Below are 20,029 nucleotides of genomic sequence, written 5' to 3'. Positions count from 1 at the left end.
CTCCGCAACAGCCGGCGCGCCCTATGAGAGGGCGCCGTACTTGACCTCAGGTGTGCGCGACGCGGAGCCCCTGGCGCGGAAGCATCGCCCCGAGGGCTGCGGTCAGCTCCGGGACCGTGGGCCGAGCCGACGGGTCATCCCGCAGGCAGCCGTCGATGGCCGCGGCGAGATCTCGTGGCAGACGCCGCCGCGACCCGATCGGCGGGGCGCTTTCCTCCAGCTGCGGATACCAGTCGTCCCGGCCCCCCGTGGCGTTGTCGTCCTGCGCCTCCTCGGACCTCGCGTCATAAGGCTCATCAGCGATCTCGCCGCGGTCGAACGGCACGTCACCACTGGCCACCTCGTACAGCGTGATGCCGATGCCCCACACGTCGGCCGCGGCCGACAGCCCTCCGCCACGCGCCTGCTCCGGTGAGAGGTAGCAGAACGTGCCCACCCCGGGAGGAGCGATGCCGGGCGGCCGCGCCACGCTGAGGTCGAGCACCTTCGCGTGGCCGCAGTCGACCACGACGTTGGACGGCTTGAGATCCAGATGCAGCACGCCCTGACCGTGCAAGTAGTGGATCGCGGAACACAGCTGCACACCGAGCAGTACCACGTCGCCGGCAGCCGGCCGGCGCCGCAACCGATCGATGAGGTGGGACAGCGTCTCCCCTGTCAGCGTCTCCAGGACGACGAGCGGCTCGGGTGACTCGAAGATCTCGTACGCGCGGACCAAGTGCGGGTGGGCGAAGGTACGCAGCCACCGCCCCTCCCGCAGCAGTCGCTCGCGCAGTCCCGCGTCGCCGAGACGGTCCGGACGCAGCACCTTGATGACGCAGCGGCAGGCCCGTTCCTCGCTCCAGGAGTCGTACAGGTCCAGCCATCCCGTGCGCGCCAGGTGCCCCAGGATCTCGTAGCCCGGAACCGGACAGGTGCCCGGTGCCAGGGACGGGGCCGGTACTGCCGGAGCATGCCTCATGTCAGCACCGATCTCTGGGACGACGAACCCGCCTGCGCGGGACCGGTCACGGCGTGCAGCCGGTGGAGCTCGGCGTACATCCCGCCGCGCAGGAGCAGAGCGTCGTGGGACCCGGACTCGACGACCCGGCCGCGGTCGAGCACCACGATCCGCGTGGCATCACGGACGGTGAGCAGGTTGTGCGAGATGACGATGGTCGTCCGCCCGGCCATGAGGCGACGCAGCGGGCCCATGATCCTGCGGCCGGACTGCACGTCTAGGCCGGTGGTCGGTTCGTCCAGGAGCAGTACGGGCGCGTCCCTGATCATCGCGCGGGCGATCGCCAGGCGCTGGCGTTGTCCTCCGGACAGTGTCCGACCGCTCTGGCCGACCGTCGTGTCGTAACCTGCCGGAAGCAGCTGGATGAAGTCGTGGGCGTCCGCGGCGCGCGCCGCCGCGACGATCTCCGCCTCCGTCGCCTCGGGGCGACCGTAGGCGATGTTTTCCCGCACCGTGCCGTGGAAGACCAGCGTCTCCTGCAGCACCACCGCGACGCTCTCCCGCACGTCGGACAGGAACAGGTCCCGCAGATCGCGCCCGTCGAGACGCACCGTGCCCTGCTCCGGGTCGTAGAAACGGAGCTGCAGCTTCGCGACCGTGGACTTGCCGGCCCCGCTGGCCCCGACCAGAGCCAGGGTCTCGCCAGGGGCGACGCGGAACGACACACCGGACAGCGCCCGGCGCGCCGAACCGGGATAGCGGAAGGACACGCCGTCGAACTCGACGTCGCCCCGCGCTCGGCCGGTCCGCCGGGCGGAGGCGGCCTCGACGACCTGGGGGCGCTGGTCCAGCAACTCGATGATCCGTTCCGCGGAGGCAGACGCGGCGTAGAAGCTGTTGCCGAGGCGGGAGAGGTCGCGGATCGGGCTGTAGAGCTTGCCGATCAGCGCCAGGAAGACCAGAAGCCCTCCCAGCGTGAGCTGGCCCTGCGCCAGTTTCCAGGTGCCGAGACCCATGACGGCGAGGGCGCCGGACACCTCAATGATCTCGACGAGCGGTCGGTAGACGGCACGGATCCGCGCCGACGCCATCGCGGCGCGGAACTTGCCGACGTTCTCGCGCTCGAAGCGGTGCTCCTGCCAGCTCTGCCGGTTGTACGCCTGGACCAGGGCCACGTTGCTCAACGACTCCTCGGCGACCGCGCTGAGCGAACCGCTGCGGCGTCTGCGCTCCCGTGACGCCTCCTTGATCAGCCGGGAGAAATGCCGGGCGGCGCTCCAGAACAGCGGCACGATGACGAGCGCGAGAAGTGTCAGGTCCCATTGGAGGTAGAGGAGAAGACCGAGGAAGACGCCCAGACGGATCACCTGGTAGAGCGCATCCGCGACACCGGAGAGCAGGAAAGTCTCGACGGCGTCCACGTCACCCGTGACACGCGACAGCACGTCTCCCAGTCGCCGCCGTTCGAAGAACCCGAGCGACAGCCCTTGGACGTGCCGGAACACGTCACAGCGCAAAGCCAGCAGGAACCGCTCGCTGACCCAGGTGGACGTCATGTCGTCGGCGAACCCCAGAATGCCGGAGCCGACGATGAGCCCCAGGTAGGTCGGCGCGATCCAGAGGAAGGGTCTCAGATCTCGCGGGACGAGCACCTCGTCCACCACGATCTTGAAGAGCCACAGTTCGGCCGCGTCGACGAGGGGTCCGATCAGGCTGAAGAGGACAAGAGGGACGAGCCAGCGCCGGCGACCGCGAGTGTAGGGCCAAAAGCGCCGGAACACCTCGCGCGGGGCCAACGGCGGCGCGGCCGCCACCACGGCATCGGCGTCCTCGCCCACCGACAGCAGACGCCGCAGAACGTGCCTCGGGATACACAGCATGGCATGGGTCCGTCGTGGCTCGACGACGGAGCGGACCGGGTCCTCCAGTCCTCGGTCCGCTCAGCCTTCAGTGGCCGTAACCAGACTTGTGACCGTGGAAGCTGGAACGACGATGGCGGCGGTGCCTCCTCCTCATCGAAGTGTCGTCGCGCCTCGAGGTCGAATCGTGCCGGTGGTCACGGTGTTTGGCAGGAAAGAGATCACTGAAGATCGCCATTGCATGCCTCCCGCTGGAACTTCCCTCGAAGTAGATACGCATCAAGGCGGGAATTGGATGGCGTCTCCTGGAAAATAGGGCAGATTTCTTCAAAAAGGCAGATTTCTTCCCAACGCTGCGGGCTCGGTGGTTGCGCCAGGTGGCCATCGCGCGGGGCGCGTTGCCAGCGCCGATGGCGACGTCCCTCTCGGGGTTGCAGACCAGTGCACGGTGACCGCGGCCGCGATGCCGAGGATCACCAGCCGTCACACAGCAGGCGGTTCCTCTCTGGCCTACCTGTGCCATGCGCTCGGCCTCGGCAACGCGGGGTGGGCGGCCACTTCACCGAACTCACCGACAGCAGCGGCCTGTTGAGCCGTCTGGAGTCCAAGAGGGCGCCAGGGACACTGTCCTGACGGTCGGCGTTCAGGCCTCATCGCCCCTCGGGAGCGCCCTGTGGGGCACCCACCCCGCACACCCCCGGGAGTCCTCGCACCACCTCTACCCCGGCTCGGGGTCGTCCTCGACCATGACGAGCTCGTCACCGGCCGCCACGGACAGCTCCTGGGTGTTGTAGGCGTGCCGGACCGTCGCCGTCGGGCGGCTCGCGTCCAGGTACCGCTCCGGCACCCACCCGGCCCCGGAATCCGTCGTGACGATCACGAAGTCCGTCCACGCGGTGTCCTGCTCCCCCACCTGCACCACATCACCCGGCTCGACCAGGATCGGGGGTCACGAGGAGATCTCGTGAGCGGTGGCGTCGGTCACTCGTATGCCGGTCAACTCCCCTACCGCGACCCGTACTCCAAACGGCGCCGCCCCTCAGCCGACCGGCGCTGCGTCCACCACCCGGGCCTCCGCAGCGCGGCGTGCAGGACCGCCGACGTGCGCGGCACCGGCTCGTCTCCGTGCCGCGCGGAGACCAGCTGCGCGCCCACCGGCATGCCCGCGTCCGTCACGCCGCAGGGCACCGTGGAGGCGGGCTGCCGCGTGAGGTTGAAGGGGTACGTGAACGGGGTCCAGCCCGTCTGCCGCCTGTGCCCGCTGCCGGAGGTCGGCCAGGAGCCGGGCGGCGACGTGCTCGGCGCCCTGCGGGTCCACGCGGATGTGTCTGTCGGTCCTCACCGACGGCCACCCCGCCCCGGACACGCTGGTCGATGAGCACACGGAACTGATCGGGGCGATGCGCGACGAGGACGAGGAGCACCTGCTCACGCTCCTCGACCCGCACATGCAGGACGCGGTTACCCGGCTCACGGGCGAGGCCGCGCACGCGTAGGCGGTCCCGTACGCGGCTGCGGGCTGACCCGCACCGCGTACCCGGCGATCCGCCGGGGGCCGTTCGCGTCCTTGGAGAGAGGGAAGAGGGGCACGCGCATACCTGCGCGCTTGTCGGAAATCCGTGAATCCGGGCAGCCCAGGATCGGTTTTCCGGGGTTCGGCGACGCTGGCTGGCCTCGATGCCGCCCGAGGACGGAGGCTGCTCCCGGTCGGAAAGTCGAGCGCGGCGCACGGCGTCGCAGGAGAGGGTCTTCGTGAACGAGGCGACAACGGCGAACAGAACACGGGAGCGGCGGGCCGTCACCCTCGTCATGGCCTGTGTCGGGGTGTTCGTCGCCTATCTGCCGGTGACCTCCGTGTCGGTGAGTCTCCCGGCGATCCAGCGCGCGCTGGACGCGTCCACATCCGAGCTGTCCTGGGTGTCCGACGCGTTCGTCCTGCCGATGGCGGCGCTCATCCTGACAGCCGGCGTGTTCGGCGACGTGCACGGGCGCAAGAAGGTGTTCCAGGCGGGCCTCGCGTTCACCGCCGCCGGGGCCGCGACGGCACTGTGCGCGCAGTCGATCGAGGTGCTGTGGGCCGGTCAGGCGCTGGCCGGGATCGGCGCCGCTTGCCTGCTGCCGACGACGCTGGCGATGATCAGCCAGGCGGTGCCCGACCCGCGCGAGCGCGGCAAGTTCGTGGGCCTGTGGGCGTCGTCCCTGATGGCGGCGCTGGCCGTGGGCCCGCTCCTCTCGGGCGTGATCCTCGACCACGCGGACTGGCGCTGGATCTATCTGCCGTCCATACCCGTGGCGCTGCTCGCCATGGCGGTCGCCGCCTGGCTGGTGAAGGACTCCCGTGCTCCGCATGCCCGGGCGCTCGACTGGCCGGGGCAGATCACCGCCACGGTCGCCATCACGGCGCTCGTGTACGGAGTGATCGAGGGCGGTGCCGGCTCCTTCTCCGACTCCCGCGTGCTCGTGGCGCTGGCGCTCGCCGTGGTCGGCCTGATCGCCTTCCTCGTCTTCGAGCGGCGCAGCGCCAGTCCGATGCTCGACCTCAAGCTCTTCCGCAGCGCCCGCTTCAGCGCGACGAGCCTGATCGCGATGATCACCTTCATGGGGCTCATCGGGTTCTTCTTCGTCCTCAGCCTTTACTTCGGCATGGTGCAGCAGCTCGGCACCCTTGATGCCGGGTACCGGCTGCTGATGGTGACCGGGGTGTGCTTCTTCGTCGGCCCGTTGGCCGGGCGCATGATGCACCGGATCTCGCCGCGCCTGCTGATCAGCGTCGGTCTGCTGTGCGCCGCGGGCGCGCTGTTCTCGCTGACGTCGCTGACCGCCGACACCGCGTTCGGCCCGATGGCCTGGCGCCTTGCCCTGCTCGGGCTCGGCATGGGTCTCGTCGTCACTCCCATGACGGCGACCGCCGTGTCCTCCGTGCCGCACCATCTGGCGGGCATGGCCGCGGCGGGCAACAACGCGCTGCGGCAGGTCGGCGGCGCGCTCGGTCCTGCGATCCTCGGCGCGCTGCTCACGTCCAGGACCACGGGGTCGCTGTCCGGGCACCTGGCCGATGTCGGGGTCACCGGGGCGGCGGCCGAGCGGATCGTCGGTGCGGCTCAGGCGCAAGGGCTCGGGGCGGTCGCCGAGCTGGACCTCGGGGCGGACCGGGGGCGGGCGCTCGGCGCGCTGTCCGAGTCGTTCCTCGACGGGATGCAGCTGTGCCTGATCGTGGCCGGTTCGCTGGCCGTACTCGCGGCGCTGGTCGGTGCGGTGCTGCTGCGGCGTCCGCGACCGGCGTCGCAGACGGCGCCGGCACCCGAGCCGGTTACGACGGCCGACGCGGCGGAGCCCGCCCTGTCGGACACCGGGCACGAGGCGGCGGAGCCCGCTCTGTCCGGCACCGTGCGCGACGCCGCGGGCGCGAGCCTTGCGGGGGCCGTGCTCACCCTCATCTTGCCCACGGGTCAGCAGCTCGCCCGCGCCGTCGCCGGGGCCGACGGGCACTACCGAGTGACCGTTCCGGGGCCCGGCGCCCACGTGCTGATCACGACTGCGGGCGGCCACCACCCGCACGCGACGAACCTCGTCCTCGCCGACCGGTCGACCGAGCACGACATCCTCCTGTCCGGCACCGGCGGCCTCACCGGCAAGGTCGTCGGCGCCGACGACGGCCTCCCCCTCGCCGAAGCCGTCGTCACGGTGACGGACGCACGCGGCGACGTACTGGCGAGCGGCACCACCAATGCCTCGGGGAACTACGCCTTCGGTGACATCGCCGAGGGCGAGATCACGATCTCCGTGACCGCGGAAGGGTTCCGGCCCACGGCCGTCGCGGCACAGGCCGCCAAGTCCGCCACCGTGCAACCGGACATCGCGTTGCGGCCCGGCGTCCGCCTTCAGGGGCAGATCCGTACGAAGGCGGAGCTGCGGCCGCTGTCCGACGCGCGAGTGACGTTGGTGGACGCGGCCGGCAACGTGGTGGGCACCTCGACCACCGGCTCGGACGGCGGCTACACCTTCGGTGATCTGGACGCGGGCGAGTACTCGCTCGTCGCCAGCGGGTACCCGGCGTCGACCCGGACGGTGTCCGTGAACGGCCACGCGGTGGAGGCCTTCGACCTGGAACTGGCGCATCCGCACGCCTGAACCCTCGCGAGCAACGAGCCCGGGACCGCGTCAGGCGGTCCCGGGCTCGTCCGTTTCCGGCGGTGCCGATACCCGCCGACCCTCCCGGCTCCTTTACGATCACGCGTACGCCCACCCGCCATGACCACCCCCCACCGGAGCTCCACGTGCTCGACGCACTCGACCTGCAGTTGCTGCAGGCCCTGCAGCTCGACGGGCGGGCACCGTTCAGCCGGATCGCGGCCGTCCTCGGCGTCTCCGACCAGACCGTCGCACGCCGTTTCCGCCGGCTGCGCGGGAGCGTGGGCCTGCGGGTGATCGGCGTCACCGACGACGCGCTGCTCGGGCGCAGCAGTTGGCTGGTCCGGCTGCGCTGCGCCCCGGACGGCGCGGAACAGCTGGCGGGCGCCCTCGCGCGGCGCCCCGACACGTCGTACGTGGGTCTGCTCTCCGGCGGCACGGAAGTGCTGTGCTCGATCAAGCCGCGCGGTGGCCAGGAGGAAGAGCCCCTCCTCGCCCGTCTTCAGCGCACGCCACTTGTCACCTCGGCGACCGCGCAGTGCGTCCTGCACCCCTTCTACGGCGGCCCGGTCGGCTGGCTCAACAAGATCAACGCGCTCGACGCGGACCAGGAGGCGGCGCTGCGGACGCCGTCCGCCGAACCGACCGCTCCTCCTCCGGTTCTCGACGACGTCGACGAGACCCTGCTCGCGCTGCTCCGCCGGGACGGCCGGGTGGCCCTCACCGAACTCCAGGCGGCCACGGGCCAGTCGGAGTCGGTCGTCAAGCGCCGCCTGGACCGGCTGCGTTCGAGCGGCGTCCTCTACTTCGACGTACAGCACACCCACGAACCTCTCGGCCACTCGGTCATGGCCGCCCTGTGGCTGACCGTCGCCCCGTCCGCGCTCGCCTCCGTGGGCGAGTCCCTCGCGGCGCACCCCGAGGTCCGGTTCGCCGCTGCGGTGACCGGGCTGGCCGGGGTGTTCACCGCGACCGTGCACCGCGACACCCGCGAGCTCTACACGTACCTGAGCGAAGGGATCGGGGCGCTCCATGGCGTGCGGTCCGTCGAGAGCGCCCTGTTCGTACGGCAGGTCAAGCAGCTCACGTACGAGCCGGGTCGGTCAACTTGACCCGGCCCTAAAGGACCGGGCTTGGAGGTAGCGTCCAACTGGCTGCTGGGCGGGCTCCTCCGTCCAGGCACCCCTATGGGGTGGCAGGGACGCGTGACTCACGCCCCGCAGTCCACACAGCCTCGCCCTTGCGGGCGATGTTGTGGGAAGCATTCCGATCTGCGTGGGCTACGACCCCGCAGTTCCGACAGATGAAGAGGGCCTGGCTTGCCCGGTTCTTCTTGTCGATGTGGCCGCACTGGCAGCACTGCTGCGAGGTGTAGGCGGGATCAGCGAAGACCAGAGGCACGCCTGCCCGCTTGGCCTTGTAGACGATGAAGTCTCCGAGCTGGGCAAAGGCCCAGGAGTGGAGTTGGACCCGTTGGGGCTTGCGGAGCCGTACCCTCTGCCGGATTCCCTTGAGTTCTTCCAGGGAGATCCCGGCCGAGGTGCGTTCAGCCTCGGTCACGATCGTCTTGGCGATGATGTGGTTGGTGTTCTTGACGTGCCGCCTCTCGCGGCGGGAGCGCTCCTTGAGTCGGCGTTTGGCGGACTTGGTGCCCTTGGCCTGGAGTTTCTTGCGCAGGTCGAGTTGCCGCTTGCGGTAGCGGTTCAGGCCGCGCCCGGCGGCCTGGTATCCGGTGGACGTGGTGGCGATGTTGACGATGCCGAGGTCTACGCCGATGAAGTGGTCGGGCTCGTACGTCTCGGTCTCGGGGACCTCGCAGGTGGCGATCAGGTAGAAGACCCCGTCACGCTCGAGCAGGTCCGATTCGCCCTGCCGGTGGTCGCGGAGCGTCTTGAGCGCGTCGGTGGAACAGACGAAGCGGACGTTCTTGATGCGCCCGGCAGTTGTCCAGATGGACACGGTCTGTGCGTCGTACTGCCAGCTCAAACACCGGTCGTCATACGGTTGCGCGGCCCGGGGACGGAACGTGATCGGCTTCGAGGCGGCCTTGATCCGCCGCTTCGACTTCGGCTTGCCGAGGTTCCCGGCGCGGATGTTGGCCCTGAGCGTCGTGTAGGCATCGCGGGTCTTCTTGATGACGTGCTGGGCGGCCTGCGCCCCCAGTCCCCGCGACCGCAGTTCACCGTAGGTGTGCTTGCGCAGCTCGTACTCACGCGGGACACCGTGCTCGAACGCCACCGCCGACACCCAGTTCGCGGCCTCGTTAACCGTGCGCAGCGTCACCGACAACGCGGCGGCCTGCTCGGCCTCCGGCATCAGCTTCACCTGCACGACAAGCTTCACGCCGGCGATCGTAACCATCTAAGTCACCACGCTGGGAGCCAAACCTCAACATTCGTAGGGGTCGCACGGTCGTCTACACCCTCCACGCCCATTCGGTCTTCACACCCAAGCATCTGCGCGGACCGTTCACCGACGAGGTCCTTCGACGCTGCGCAGAGATCGTGCGCGCCGTCTGCGCGGACTTCGAAACCGAGCTGGTCGAGTTCAACGGTGAGACCGATCACGTGCTCCTGCTGGTGCACCACCCGCCCAAGGTCTCCCTGTCCCGGCTGGTCGGCTCCCTCAAGGGCGTCTCCGCCCGGCAGGCTCCGTCAGGAGTTCCCCGGCCACACCCACAAATACCTGTGGGGCAACCACTTCTGGTCCCCGTCCCACTTCGCCGCGTCCTGCGGCGGCGCACCACTGGCGATCGCCAAGGAGTACATCGAGAACCAGAAGCGTCCCCACTGAGACCAACAGCGCGGACCCGTGCACCTGTGCGAATCACCCCCATCTTGAGAAGCACTTCCTCCCGGGCATGAACGCCCGGGGTTCCGCGCTAGACCATGCTGAACTCGGCTGCCGTTCCACGGTCACCGCGCCCGCCGACGGTGGCCAGCACGAGACAGACGAGGGCGACCGCGGCCGGCATCACCGAGTAGGGCAGCCGCGCCGAGAGCGTCGCCAGGACGGTGGGCAGCAGGAACCCGTTGATCGCTGCCGAACCTGCTGATTGGCTGGCCCGCATGACTGAACTCGGACCCGTCACCTGGCCCCCTCCCCCGATACGGACCGAAAGGCTCGTGCTCCGTGAGCCCGAGGCCCGGGACCGTGCGGCCTTCATCGAGCTGCTGGCGTCGCCAGAGGTGCACACCTACCTCGGCGGCCCCCGGTCGCGTGACGAGCTTGAGCGCGAGATGCCCCGGGTGCCCGCGCGGTGGCCCGGGAGTTTCGTCGCTGAGCTCGACGGGGCGATGATCGGCCAGATCCTGCTCAGGAGAGCAACGGAGCACCGTCGCCCGGCTGCGGCGGGAAAGGCCGATCTCGGCTACCTGTTCCTGCCACGGGCGTGGGGATTGGGGTACGCCGGCGAGGCGTGCGCCGCAGTACTCGACTGGTTCGACGGCGTTCTTCCTGGTGAGCCGGTGGTGCTCACCACCCAGAGCGCCAACGTCGGCTCGATGCGCCTCGCGGCCAGGCTTGGGTTCACCGAGGTGGAGCGGTTCCACGCCTGGGACGCCGAGCAGTGGCTCGGCCTGCGGCCCCCGGTCACCCCTGAGTGACAGTCAAACTCAACGACACTCGACAGCCGTTCGGCGCTCGACTGACATCCAGACTCCGGTTCTGGCGCATGTTCTGTGATGCCGTAACTTACGTGCATGCGTGCGCTTCCAAGCCGAGTTGCAGAGTAGCTGATGGCCGATGGAGTAGTTCTCGACGGAGTGCTGACTCGTCTTGTCCCGACGACCGAGGATGATTTGGATCTGCTGGCCAAATGGTTCGCTTCCCCGGAGTTCATCGAGCACTGGGACGGCGTACCGAAGTCGCGTGACGAGGTGGCCGAGAAGTACGTCGGGCGGCGCCGGCCGCGTGTGGAGTCCTTCCTTGTACTGGCACAGAGCACACCGGTGGGCTACGCGCAGTACTGGCACGCCGGCGTGGCTGAAGGTGGCATCGACATGGTCTTGGGACCGAACGCGCGAGGCCGGGGCCTGGGGCCGGATGCCGCACGCGCGCTCCTCGCGCACTTGGGCGGGAATCTTGGCTGGCGGCGCGTGACGGTCGATCCCGTGAGAGGGAACGTGCAGGCAGTGCGCGCCTGGGAGAAGGCCGGCTTTCGGCAGGTGTCGAGCGGAACTGAGAACCTCCTCATGGAGTTCAGGTTTTCCGAGGGTCACCCGGGCTGAGCGCTGCGCTTCAGGGTCGACCATCTCTGCTGATTGCGACAGAAGGACTCGTCTCCTGAGGGATTGGAAGCCAGCCGGGCGCCCCCGGCGCGATCGAGCACTTGGCGAATGCAACCCATGTGCTCGGCGGCCGGGATGCCGGCGCACGGCCCGGCTGCCGTGGTCCGGTCCGATTCGTGCGGACAGATTTGTCGCAGGCGTGGGGCCCACCTGGACGTGTGCCGAGGTACCGATCACTCCGCTGATCTGGAGTTTTTGCGCTGGTTGGCAGTGAAGCGCGCCTTCTTCTGACGGTTCCCGCACGTGTTCATGTCGCACCACCTGCGAGTGCGGCTTTGGCTGGTGTCGAAGAAGGCGGCTTGGCAAGTCGGTGATGCGCACAAGGCCAGTTTTCCGTCCCGTTCGCCCGCGACGATGCTGATCGCGTCGGCGGCGATCACGCCTAGGGCATCTTCCACGCCGGAAGCCGAGCCGAGTCGCCAGTGCCGATTGCTCTCGGGCGTCAGGATGGCCGCGGCCCTCCCCTGAATGCTGCGGTCATTGATGACTTGGACAGCAGACGCGGGAGGAGCGTCTTGGATCGCGGCCGCCGTCAGCGCGGCGTGGATTGATTCCCTCAGTTCCCGAGCGAGTTCGAGCTGGGCGGTGGTGCAGAACTCCACTGCGAGGCCGCTCACCGCCAGCCAGTCGACGAGTCGCTGCGGCGTGGGGATGCGTTCCACAGCGTCGCCACGACGCTCCGTCAGAGTCGCCGTGAAGCTGGTCGCCAGGACCTTGCCGAGACGGAAGTCAGGGAACCGAGCATGCATGGAACCACCTTAGCCGGTTGCGCGGCGGCACCGCGGCGCGCTAGAACCGTCTTAGCCGGTTCGCGACAGGTCCGGGCCGGTTCCTCGATGACCAGGAGGTCTCATGCCCGGCGACGTGCAAGCATTCGAAGCCCACGCAACTGACGCCGACCTCGACGATCTGCGCGCGCGACTGGCCGCGGCGCGGCTGCCGGAAGCCGAGACGGTCCATCGCGCCGCGTCCGGCCCTCGTCGATGGGAACAGGGCGTTCCGCTCGCCGACCTCGTCGATGTCGTGAACTACTGGCGCACCGGGTACGACTGGCGGTCGTTCGAAGCGCGCCTCAACGGGATCGGTCAGTTCCGCACGACCATCGACGGTCTGGGAATCCACTTCCTGCACCGCCGATCCCCGCGCGCGGACGCCACTCCTCTGATCGTGACGCACGGCTGGCCGGGCAGCATTGCCGAGTTCATCGATGTGGTGGACGAGCTGGCGGATCCGAAAGATGCGGACGCGCCGGCGTTCCACGTCGTGGCGCCGTCGCTACCGGGCTTTGGTTACAGCGACAAGCCGACCACCACCGGGTGGGGAACCGAAAAGATCGCGGCCGCATGGGTGGAACTGATGGGAAGGCTCGGCTACAGCAAGTTCGTAGCCCACGGCGGCGACTGGGGAGGCAATATCACCACGGTCCTCGGCGCCAGGTTCCCGGCGCACGTTCTCGGCATCCACACACTGTTCGCGGAGGCGCCGCCCGGGTTGACGACCGACGGGCTGACGGCGACCGAGCGCCAATGGACCGAGGAAACCCGCAATTTCTGGCGCCACCGCGCGGCGTACGCGAAGCAGCAGGCGACCCGACCGCAGACCATCGGCTACTCACTCGTCGACTCACCGGTCGGGCTCCTCGCCTGGATCCTCGACAAGTTCTCCGAGTGGTCGGACACCGAGGACAGCCCGTTCGAGACAATTTCCAGAGACCGCATCCTTGACGACGTCACCCTCTACTGGCTGACGCGGACCGGCGCATCGGCGGCCCGCATCTACTACGAAAGCCACAACTCGCTCGACCCCGAACTCCGGGTCGACGTCCCGTCAGCAATCACCATGTATCCCCGCGACATCGAGAAGAGTCCGCGCCCCTGGGCCCAGGAGCGGTACCGAAAGATCGTCCGATGGACGTCACCCGAAACCGGGGGGCATTTCCCGTCCCTGGAGGTTCCCGCGTACTTCGTCAAGGACCTGCAAGAAGGCCTCTCGGCAGTACTGGCCGCTAATCGGTGAACGTAACGCGGCCTCCGAGCACAAGCGTTCGGGGTTGTCGCCTGCCGTGACCAGCAGCTGGCCAGCGGTCTCGGTGCCGACTGCGAACGGACCGACAGATCAAGGCAAGAACGTGGAAAGGCCGGTCAGTCAGCCCTGGGTCAGACCTGTCGGTGATACCGCCGCCAGTCATCACTGTCCGCCCAGCATTCGAGTGCCTCGTCGGCGAGGGCCTCGATGATTCCGTGGTGCCGGGCGGCGGTCTGATCGTGGGTCGTGCCGGGCAGGGCGGGCGAGGCCAGAGCAGGCGACCGAACGGTTCGGTGAGGACTTGACGCTCATGCCATGACGCTTGTGCTTGCCCAAGTAAATCGGGGCGTCGGCGGCGATCCGGTCGATCGGCAGCAGGGTGCCGTCGTGCGAGATGGAAGATCGGCCCGCCACCCAGCGGCACCTCAGCGAGGACGTCCCAGCGGACTTCGCGGCGGCCTGTCGGAAGCGGTCACCGCGAACTCGACAAAGGCCCGCTCTGATCATGCCGGCCGCTAAAGCGGCCGTAGTGATTCGTAGGGACATCTTGTCCATGCTGTCACCCCAAAGCATGGAAAGGAACTGGGCCGCACCCTGCCGCATCAGTAAAGACGTCGATCACCTGTTTCGACTTCCCTTTCGCGCCAATAATATAACCGACCTACACAGCGCCAACTTCAACTTTGAGGACATCGAAGAAATTTAATACGGATCAGTTGCCAGGGAGGTTGGCTCGTCACTCATCCGAGAGCAGGTCAGAACAGTCAGAGAGTATGGTCCGCAATCGCGGAAATAATTGAATGAAGTTGGTAGTGTAATGCGCACCACTAATGCTCGCAGGCGCCGGTGTGGGCACCATCCGAAGAGGAACCTGGTGTCAGATGCGGCGCTGAGCGTCGAGACGCTCGCCCGACTGCCGTAACCCGGCGCGCGCAGCGAACCTTCGCCCGCAATGCTGTTGGGCGTACGTGCTTTATCCGTCCCGTCGGGGGAGACAAAGAAGGTTTTCCTGTGCGTCTACATCGAATCGCACTGTGGGTCACGGTCCCTATGGCAGTTCCTCTCCTGGCGGCGCCGGCCGGAATGACGAAGGCCGCCGCCATCAGTGGGACACAGTCGGAATCCCTTGCATCGTCGTGGCGGGCCGAAGCGGTTACGGAGCCGGCTGGCGCTTTCGCTCGGACCTTCCCGTCCCTCGGAGCGGCGCCCGTACTATTCCCTCACACAGCACATCGACCTGCCATCGTGTCGCGTTCGCAGTGGCGAGCCGACGAGACCAAGCGCGACCCTCATGCCCACTATGCGCAAGGGGTTGTGGCGATCGTCATCCACCACACAGACACCCCCAACGACTACGCGTGCGCGGACGTCCCGCGTACCTTGCGCAATCTGTACACGGGGCAGACCCGTGACCGGGATTGGGGCGACCTCGGCTACAACTTCCTCGTCGACAAATGCGGCAACATCTACGAAGGCCGCGCCGGCGGTACCGACCGCCCCGTCATCGGCTCCCACGCCATCGGGTTCAACCACGGCACCGCGGGGATCGCGGCGATCGGCACCTTCGGACAAGGGACGCCGGTGCCGGCGGCCATGGAACGCGGGATCGCGGCCCTCGCCGCCTGGAAACTCGGCTTGCGCGGCGTCGACCCCACCAGCAAGGTGCGGCTTACATCCACGAATGACAAGAGCCGTTACAGCAAGGGAACTTCGGCCACATTCAACGCGATCTCCGGCCACCGCGACGGCTTTGCCACCGACTGCCCCGGGGAGGCGTTGTTCGCCCGACTCCCCGCGATCCGCCGCCTCGCCGCCCATCTCCAGGGCAGGTCTGCACGGACACCTTTCGGTGCCGACATCCCAGTGACCTGGCGGACCCTCCAAACAGGGCGGTAGTCGACCGCCGGGCGCATCCTGTGCCGGGGCGGTGCCACGCCCCCTACTCCCCCGGTCACACCACAAAGGGAGCCGGCATCGAGTGCCGTCCCCTTGAGCGGGGTTGCCAGCGGTTCTGGCCCTGACCGCGTCGTTCACCCTGGCCGCGTCGTGTCGAAGGACTGATGCCACGTGTTCCACACCTGAGGCTTGATCCAGCACCCCATCTCTGAATGCCGATAGCGGATCCCGTCCGCCTCCGGGGGCTGTCCGGTCTCCGTGCCGATTGGATGGCGTCGGCTCGTCGCCGTACGCCAGCCCCACCGTTCAACCCACACCAGCGCCGGCGCCGACCACACTCCGGCACCGGAGTGTGGTCGGCCACCTCAGCAGCTCTGTGGTCTCGGGCTCCGTCCAGGTCGAGGGCTCGCGTTCTGAGTCGTTGCCGTACCGTCCCGCTCGCCCCCTGACTGGTCAGGCGGGCCGGTAGCGCCCCAGCTCGGCGCCTGCCGCGACCAGGTCGGCGACCTGCTCGCAGGTGACGAACTCGACGCCGCGCGAGGCGACTTCGTCGAGCCAGCGTTCCAGGGCGAGGAGGCGGTGGCCCCGGCCGATCACCTCGGGGTGCATGGTGACGGTCAGGACACCGTGGTCGAAGTCCCGGAGCATGTAGTCCAGGTCCGCCGTCCAGTTGGCGAACATCTCGCCGGGGTCGCGCAGACCGGGCATGAGACCGGACGGGGTCCGCAGGAACTCCAGGTACGGGAAGTCGTCCAGACTCCAGGCGACCGGGATCTCCAGCAGACCGGCCGGCTCGCCCCAGCGGACCCCCGCCTCGTCCAGCACGTCCGGGGTGCGGCAGGGGTAGGGGGCGTAGTCGTGGCCCATCAGGCTGCTGTCGTACCGCAGTCCGTGCTCCACGAGCAGGCCGACGGAGGCGTCGGACAGGTCCCAGGCCGGCGCCCGGAACCCGCGCGGCAGTTCGCCCGTGACTTCCTGCAGGGCGTCCAGTGATCGCTGGAGCACGGCGCGTTCCTCGGCCGGTTCCAGGGCGGCGACGTTCTCGTGGGCGTGCCCGTGCACCGCGACCTCGTGTCGCCGCCCGTCGAGTTCGCGGGTCAGCTCCGGATATGTGAGGGCGGTGTGTCCGGGCACGAACCAGGTCGTCGGGATGCCCCGTGCCTCCAGGATGTGCAGCAGCCGGGGCACCGCGACGGCGGCGAACTCCCCTCGGGAGCGCGGGGTCGCGGTCAGCATTCCCCGGGCCATCCAGGAGGACAGGGCATCGAAGTCGAAGGTCACGCAGACGTATCCGCCTCCCTGCGCGCCCGACGGACGCGTCCGCGCCGTACCGGTGTCGGGGATCCTCATGGCGTTCTCGCTCCTTTCGGTTCAGCTCAGCGGCAGTGCGGCGTTTCCGGTGCCCGCACCGCCGTCCACGGACAGCGACGCGCCGGTCATCCACCCGGAGTCGGGGCCGCACAGGAAGGACACCGCGCCCGCGATGTCCGTTGGGGCACCCGCGCGGGGCCACGGCTGCCCACCGCGGATCGAGCGGACGTACGCCTCGCCGAGCGGGTTGATGTCGCTGTCGACCTCGATGAAGCCGGGAGAGACGGCGTTGACGTGGATGCTGTGCTCGGCGAGCTCCAGGGCGAACGCCTTGGTGAGCATGTCCAGTCCTGCCTTGGAGGTGCAGTAGTGGGCGGCGCCGCGGCGGGCGCGGCTGGAGGCGCCGGAGCTGATGTTGACGATGTGGCCGCCGGTGCCCGCGTCGACGAGCCGCCGGGCGAAGGCCCGCGACAGCGAGAAGACGGCGGACAGGTTGACGTCCATGACCTGGTCCCACTGGTCGTCGCGCATCTCCAGCAGCGGGGCGCTCGGGTAGAGACCGGCGGCGTTGACCAGGATGTCCAGGCCGCCCCACACGTCCCAGGCGCGGTCCACGAAGCCGGGCAGCGCGGCCCGGTCGGTGAGGTCCACTTCCAGGGCCGCGAACTCCCCGGCGTTCTCGGCGACCGGCGGCTCGGCGAGCAGGGGGGCGAGGCGGTCGGCGCGGAGGTCCGCGAGGATCACCCGGACGCCGTCCGCGCTCAGCCGCCTCGCGACGGCTGCCCCGATGCCTCCGGCCGCTCCGGTGACCAGTGCGGTCCTCGGCTCGTTCCGCTCGCGGGTGCTCTCGGGGGTGCTCACAGTTCTCCTTCTGTCCCACGCACCGTGTCGTGGGCTCCGTCGTAGTGGGTCAGGCCGTCGAATCCGGCCCGCAGGTCGCCGTACCGGTCGGCCGCGGACCGCCCGTCCGGTGGTGCCGTACGCCGTGCGCGCCGCGCGAGGACGTCGTGTGCCCCGCCGGCGCCGTCGGCCAGCAGGTCGATGACGCACCAGGCCATCAGCACGGCCGGTTCCAGTGCGGCGAGGACGTGGTCGGTGACCGCGTAGTCGACGCTGTGCGCGTCTCCGGTGGCACCGGCCGTGAACGGGTGCAGCACCGGCATCACCGCACCGAGGTCGCCCATGTCGGTGGAGGCACCGAGGTGCCTGCCGGGGGCCACGGCGTCGGGGCCGAAGAGCGCGGTGCCGTTGGCCCGGGCCACCTCGACCAGGGCCGGATCCTGGTGGTGCGGGAGGTAGTTGAGTGTCGTCTCGGTGGTCGCCCCTGCGCCCAGCGCCATCGCCCCGGCCCGTGCGGCGCGGTCCACGGCATCGCAGGCGCCGCGCAGGGCGTCCAGGGTGCGGGCCCGGATCACCACGTCGAGTTCGGCGCGGTCCGGTACTGCGGTGGGCGCGTCTCCCCCGTGCGGCAGTACGGCGTTGACGCGCACCGCGTCCTCGTCGCGGAAGGTGTCCCGCTGGGCGTCGATGGCGCTGATCGCCAGCATCGCCGCCTTGAGGGCGTTCACCCCGTACCAGGGGGACGAACCGGCGTGGCTGGCCCGGCCGGTGAAGGTGATCCGCTTCACCACCGAGCCGTTGTGGCTGTCCCCGACGCTGAGCCGGGCGGGCTGCCCCGACGTGTGGCAGAGCATCGCCATGTCCACATCGTCGAAGGCACCCCGGGCGAGCAGGTCGGCCTTGCCGACCAGGTGCGTCAGCTCCCCGGCCCGTACCCGCTCGCGCCGCCAGTCCAACTCGACGCTCTCCTCGGCCGGCACGGCGAGGAACGCCACGTCTCCGTCCAGGTGCTCCCGTACGGCGGCCAGGCCGACCGCCGTGCCGATCATCGACGCCACCTGGGCGTGGTGGCCGCAGGCGTGCGCCGCACCGGTCTCCGGGTCGGCGAGCGGGTGCCGGGGCAGCACCAGGGCGTCGAGTTCGCCGAGTACGGCCACTGTCGGCCCCTGGGCACGCCCCGCCATGCGTGCCTTTACCCCGGTGAGGGAGAGCCCGCTCTCGAAGGGGAGCCGGAGCTCCGTGAACCACTGGGCCACCGTCGCGGCGGTCCGGTGCTCGCGGAAGCCGGTCTCCGGGTGGCTCTGAAGGTCCTCGCTCAGCTCCAGCAGGCGCTCCCGGCGGTCTTCGATCGCCGCACGGGCCCGCTCCTTGAGCTGTCCGGCGGACGCGGGTCCGCCACCGGGGCCGGTACCGCTGGTGGGGGTGGTCACGCGGCGCTCACCGCGACCGGCTCCGGGGCGGACGTCTTCTCCGACAGGTCCAGGTGACGGCCGAGACCGGCCCGGAACGCCTCCGGGGTCTGCGGGGTGACCAGCGCGCCGACGATCGCCAGGACGCATCCGACGCCGAGGAAGGAGAAGGCCGCTCCGTACGAGAAGTGCTCGGCGAGGAAGCCCATCACGAACGGCGAGACGGCCCCGGCCAGCTGGCCGCCGAAGTTCACCATGCCGCCGCCGACGCCCGCGTACTCCGGAGGCAGCATGCGCAGCGGCAGCCCGAAGATCTGCATGTACGCCAGGTACATCACGAGGGTTCCGCAGGTCTCCCACGCGATGAACTCGGTGGCCGACCCGGCGCGCACCATCATCACCAGCAGACCGGCCGTGACCAGCATGACGGGGATGACCACGCGCCGGTGGTTGCCCTGGAAGAAGCGGTCGAAGAGGTAGCCGCCGACCATCATGCTGATCGCCGCGGCGACCCACGGGACGCCGGACATCAGGCCCACGCCGGTGAGCGAGACGTGCTTGTTCTCCCGGAGGTACGACGGCACCCAGGACACCAGGCCCCAGCCGATGATGTTGAACCCGCAGAACATCAGGGTGAAGCGCCACATCATCGAGGACTTCAGCAGTCCCATCGCCTGCCGCAGCGACACCTGCGCGACGGGCTCCGGGGCGGCCTTGCCGGACGCGGCGGCGAGTTCCTCGGTCGTCAGCGGCTTCGGCATCCCCTTCCACAGCACGACCACGATCAGCACGCCGAGGACGGACACCGCCCAGAACGCCCCGCGCCAGCCGAAGGCCACGATGAGCGGAGCCGCGACGATGGGGGCGATCGCGGAACCCAGCGGGTTGGACGCGGACATCACGCCGTTGGCGGTCAGCCGCTGCTCGGGGGTGGTGCGCTCGCTCAGCGCCTTGATGGACGCGGCCGGATACATGCCCTGGAAGACACCGAAGACGGCCCGGATCACGATCATGGTCGTCAGCCCGATCGCCAGCCCGCTGGCGGCTGTGAAGACGGTCCAACCGCCGGCCGCCAGCAGCATCGTGCGGCGGGTGCCCCTGGTGTCGGCGAGGATGCCGCCGGGGATCTGCATCGCGGCATAGGTGATGAAGAAGGCGGTGAGGATCAGGCCCTGCATCGTGGTGCCGAGACCGAACTCCTCACCGATGTCCGGCAGGGCGAGGGTGATCACCAGCCGGTCGATGTAATCGATCAACCAGGTCATGAAAAGTACGGACACTGCGGCCATGGCCACTCTCTGGGCCGAACGTGCCCGGGAGCTCTTGCCC

17 protein-coding genes and 2 pseudogenes are annotated in these 20,029 nt (G+C 69.2%); 8 read left to right on the top strand and 11 right to left on the bottom strand.

What is annotated here, in order from left to right; genetic code table 11:
• Positions 1–46: 46 nt before the first annotated feature.
• From OHO83_RS45395 to OHO83_RS45380, 4 genes and pseudogenes are all read right to left on the bottom strand, one after another.
• A complete protein-coding gene (locus tag OHO83_RS45395) occupies positions 47–961 on the bottom strand; it encodes a serine/threonine-protein kinase (protein ID WP_266681548.1) in 915 nt (304 codons plus the stop codon).
• Positions 958–2,820, bottom strand: coding sequence for an ABC transporter ATP-binding protein (locus OHO83_RS45390; RefSeq protein ID WP_266681546.1), 1,863 nt, complete (start codon positions 2,818–2,820; stop codon positions 958–960). The genes OHO83_RS45395 and OHO83_RS45390 overlap by 4 nt, the downstream gene beginning before the upstream one ends.
• Positions 2,821–3,517: 697 nt before the next feature.
• Complete coding sequence (locus OHO83_RS45385) at positions 3,518–3,712, bottom strand: hypothetical protein (protein ID WP_266681544.1); 195 nt, start codon at positions 3,710–3,712, stop codon at positions 3,518–3,520.
• Between the two features lie 92 nt (positions 3,713–3,804).
• Positions 3,805–4,065 (bottom strand): annotated as a pseudogene (locus OHO83_RS45380) (amidase family protein); the annotation flags it as partial.
• Positions 4,066–4,121: 56 nt separating this feature from the next.
• On the opposite strand from OHO83_RS45380, the gene OHO83_RS45375 reads away from it, so the two are divergent.
• From OHO83_RS45375 to OHO83_RS45365, 3 genes are all read left to right on the top strand, one after another.
• Positions 4,122–4,295 (top strand): hypothetical protein, encoded by a 174-nt coding sequence (locus OHO83_RS45375; RefSeq protein WP_330280685.1) that lies wholly within the window; start codon positions 4,122–4,124, stop codon positions 4,293–4,295.
• A 313-nt stretch (positions 4,296–4,608) separates the two neighbouring features.
• A complete protein-coding gene (locus OHO83_RS45370; protein ID WP_330280838.1) occupies positions 4,609–6,930 on the top strand; it encodes a DHA2 family efflux MFS transporter permease subunit in 2,322 nt (773 codons plus the stop codon).
• A gap of 146 nt (positions 6,931–7,076) precedes the next feature.
• Complete coding sequence (locus tag OHO83_RS45365; RefSeq protein ID WP_266681540.1) at positions 7,077–8,042, top strand: Lrp/AsnC family transcriptional regulator; 966 nt, start codon at positions 7,077–7,079, stop codon at positions 8,040–8,042.
• Between the two features lie 73 nt (positions 8,043–8,115).
• Here OHO83_RS45365 and OHO83_RS45360 read toward each other — a convergent pair whose 3' ends face one another.
• The gene (locus OHO83_RS45360) at positions 8,116–9,291 is read right to left on the bottom strand and encodes an RNA-guided endonuclease InsQ/TnpB family protein (protein WP_266681538.1); all 1,176 of its coding nucleotides are present in this window, start codon (positions 9,289–9,291) and stop codon (positions 8,116–8,118) included.
• Between the two features lie 32 nt (positions 9,292–9,323).
• On the opposite strand from OHO83_RS45360, the pseudogene tnpA reads away from it, so the two are divergent.
• A pseudogene (tnpA, locus tag OHO83_RS45355) lies at positions 9,324–9,723 on the top strand (IS200/IS605 family transposase).
• An 88-nt stretch (positions 9,724–9,811) separates the two neighbouring features.
• On the opposite strand, the gene OHO83_RS45350 reads toward tnpA, so the two are convergent.
• A complete protein-coding gene (locus OHO83_RS45350; RefSeq protein ID WP_266681536.1) occupies positions 9,812–10,000 on the bottom strand; it encodes a hypothetical protein in 189 nt (62 codons plus the stop codon).
• Between OHO83_RS45350 and OHO83_RS45345 the strand changes: the two genes are divergently transcribed.
• Both OHO83_RS45345 and OHO83_RS45340 read left to right on the top strand, forming a co-directional pair.
• Positions 9,999–10,535, top strand: coding sequence for a GNAT family N-acetyltransferase (locus tag OHO83_RS45345; protein WP_266681534.1), 537 nt, complete (start codon positions 9,999–10,001; stop codon positions 10,533–10,535). The genes OHO83_RS45350 and OHO83_RS45345 overlap by 2 nt on opposite strands.
• Before the next feature lie 132 nt (positions 10,536–10,667).
• Positions 10,668–11,159 (top strand): GNAT family N-acetyltransferase, encoded by a 492-nt coding sequence (locus OHO83_RS45340; protein ID WP_266681532.1) that lies wholly within the window; start codon positions 10,668–10,670, stop codon positions 11,157–11,159.
• A 233-nt stretch (positions 11,160–11,392) separates the two neighbouring features.
• On the opposite strand, the gene OHO83_RS45335 is transcribed toward OHO83_RS45340, so the two are convergent.
• Positions 11,393–11,968, bottom strand: coding sequence for a CGNR zinc finger domain-containing protein (locus OHO83_RS45335; protein WP_266681530.1), 576 nt, complete (start codon positions 11,966–11,968; stop codon positions 11,393–11,395).
• A gap of 103 nt (positions 11,969–12,071) precedes the next feature.
• Here OHO83_RS45335 and OHO83_RS45330 point away from each other — a divergent pair, with 103 nt between their 5' ends.
• Together OHO83_RS45330 and OHO83_RS45320 are read left to right on the top strand one after the other, a co-directional pair.
• Positions 12,072–13,235 carry an epoxide hydrolase family protein gene (locus OHO83_RS45330; protein WP_266681528.1) on the top strand — a complete coding sequence of 388 codons (1,164 nt, stop codon included), beginning with the start codon at positions 12,072–12,074 and terminating at the stop codon, positions 13,233–13,235.
• A 1,254-nt stretch (positions 13,236–14,489) separates the two neighbouring features.
• Entirely contained in the window at positions 14,490–15,140 is a 651-nt protein-coding gene (locus OHO83_RS45320) for a peptidoglycan recognition protein family protein (protein WP_266681526.1), read from the top strand.
• 453 nt (positions 15,141–15,593) lie between these two features.
• On the opposite strand, the gene OHO83_RS45315 is transcribed toward OHO83_RS45320, so the two are convergent.
• The 4 genes from OHO83_RS45315 to OHO83_RS45300 are packed head-to-tail and all read right to left on the bottom strand — an operon-like array spanning position 15,594 to position 19,965.
• A complete protein-coding gene (locus OHO83_RS45315) occupies positions 15,594–16,490 on the bottom strand; it encodes a polysaccharide deacetylase family protein (RefSeq protein ID WP_266681524.1) in 897 nt (298 codons plus the stop codon).
• A 21-nt stretch (positions 16,491–16,511) separates the two neighbouring features.
• Complete coding sequence (locus tag OHO83_RS45310; protein ID WP_266681518.1) at positions 16,512–17,312, bottom strand: SDR family NAD(P)-dependent oxidoreductase; 801 nt, start codon at positions 17,310–17,312, stop codon at positions 16,512–16,514.
• On the bottom strand, positions 17,309–18,721 hold the full coding sequence (locus OHO83_RS45305; RefSeq protein ID WP_266681514.1) for an amidohydrolase: 1,413 nt from the start codon (positions 18,719–18,721) through the stop codon (positions 17,309–17,311). Before OHO83_RS45305 ends, OHO83_RS45310 begins: the two co-directional genes overlap by 4 nt.
• Entirely contained in the window at positions 18,718–19,965 is a 1,248-nt protein-coding gene (locus tag OHO83_RS45300) for an MFS transporter (RefSeq protein ID WP_266681512.1), read from the bottom strand. The genes OHO83_RS45305 and OHO83_RS45300 overlap by 4 nt, the downstream gene beginning before the upstream one ends.
• Between the last annotated feature and the right edge of the window lie 64 nt (positions 19,966–20,029).

Origin of the sequence: Streptomyces sp. NBC_00569 (assembly GCF_036345255.1) — a bacterium.
In the GTDB taxonomy this organism is placed as follows: domain Bacteria; phylum Actinomycetota; class Actinomycetes; order Streptomycetales; family Streptomycetaceae; genus Streptomyces.
This window is presented reverse-complemented; position numbering and strand designations above follow the sequence as displayed.

Bases quoted from the DNA above. Each gene is read 5' to 3' on its own strand.
- OHO83_RS45300 (WP_266681512.1), bottom strand. From the start codon at position 19,965: ATGACCTGGTTGATCGATTACATCGACCGGCTGGTGATCACCCTCGCC.
- OHO83_RS45350 (WP_266681536.1), bottom strand. From the start codon at position 10,000: ATGCGGGCCAGCCAATCAGCAGGTTCGGCAGCGATCAACGGGTTCCTG.
- OHO83_RS45335 (WP_266681530.1), bottom strand. From the start codon at position 11,968: ATGCATGCTCGGTTCCCTGACTTCCGTCTCGGCAAGGTCCTGGCGACC.
- OHO83_RS45340 (WP_266681532.1), top strand. From the start codon at position 10,668: ATGGCCGATGGAGTAGTTCTCGACGGAGTGCTGACTCGTCTTGTCCCG.
- OHO83_RS45375 (WP_330280685.1), top strand. From the start codon at position 4,122: ATGTGTCTGTCGGTCCTCACCGACGGCCACCCCGCCCCGGACACGCTG.
- OHO83_RS45390 (WP_266681546.1), bottom strand. From the start codon at position 2,820: ATGCTGTGTATCCCGAGGCACGTTCTGCGGCGTCTGCTGTCGGTGGGC.
- OHO83_RS45370 (WP_330280838.1), top strand. From the start codon at position 4,609: ATGGCCTGTGTCGGGGTGTTCGTCGCCTATCTGCCGGTGACCTCCGTG.
- OHO83_RS45315 (WP_266681524.1), bottom strand. From the start codon at position 16,490: ATGAGGATCCCCGACACCGGTACGGCGCGGACGCGTCCGTCGGGCGCG.
- OHO83_RS45395 (WP_266681548.1), bottom strand. From the start codon at position 961: ATGAGGCATGCTCCGGCAGTACCGGCCCCGTCCCTGGCACCGGGCACC.
- OHO83_RS45345 (WP_266681534.1), top strand. From the start codon at position 9,999: ATGACTGAACTCGGACCCGTCACCTGGCCCCCTCCCCCGATACGGACC.
- OHO83_RS45360 (WP_266681538.1), bottom strand. From the start codon at position 9,291: ATGGTTACGATCGCCGGCGTGAAGCTTGTCGTGCAGGTGAAGCTGATG.
- OHO83_RS45330 (WP_266681528.1), top strand. From the start codon at position 12,072: ATGCCCGGCGACGTGCAAGCATTCGAAGCCCACGCAACTGACGCCGAC.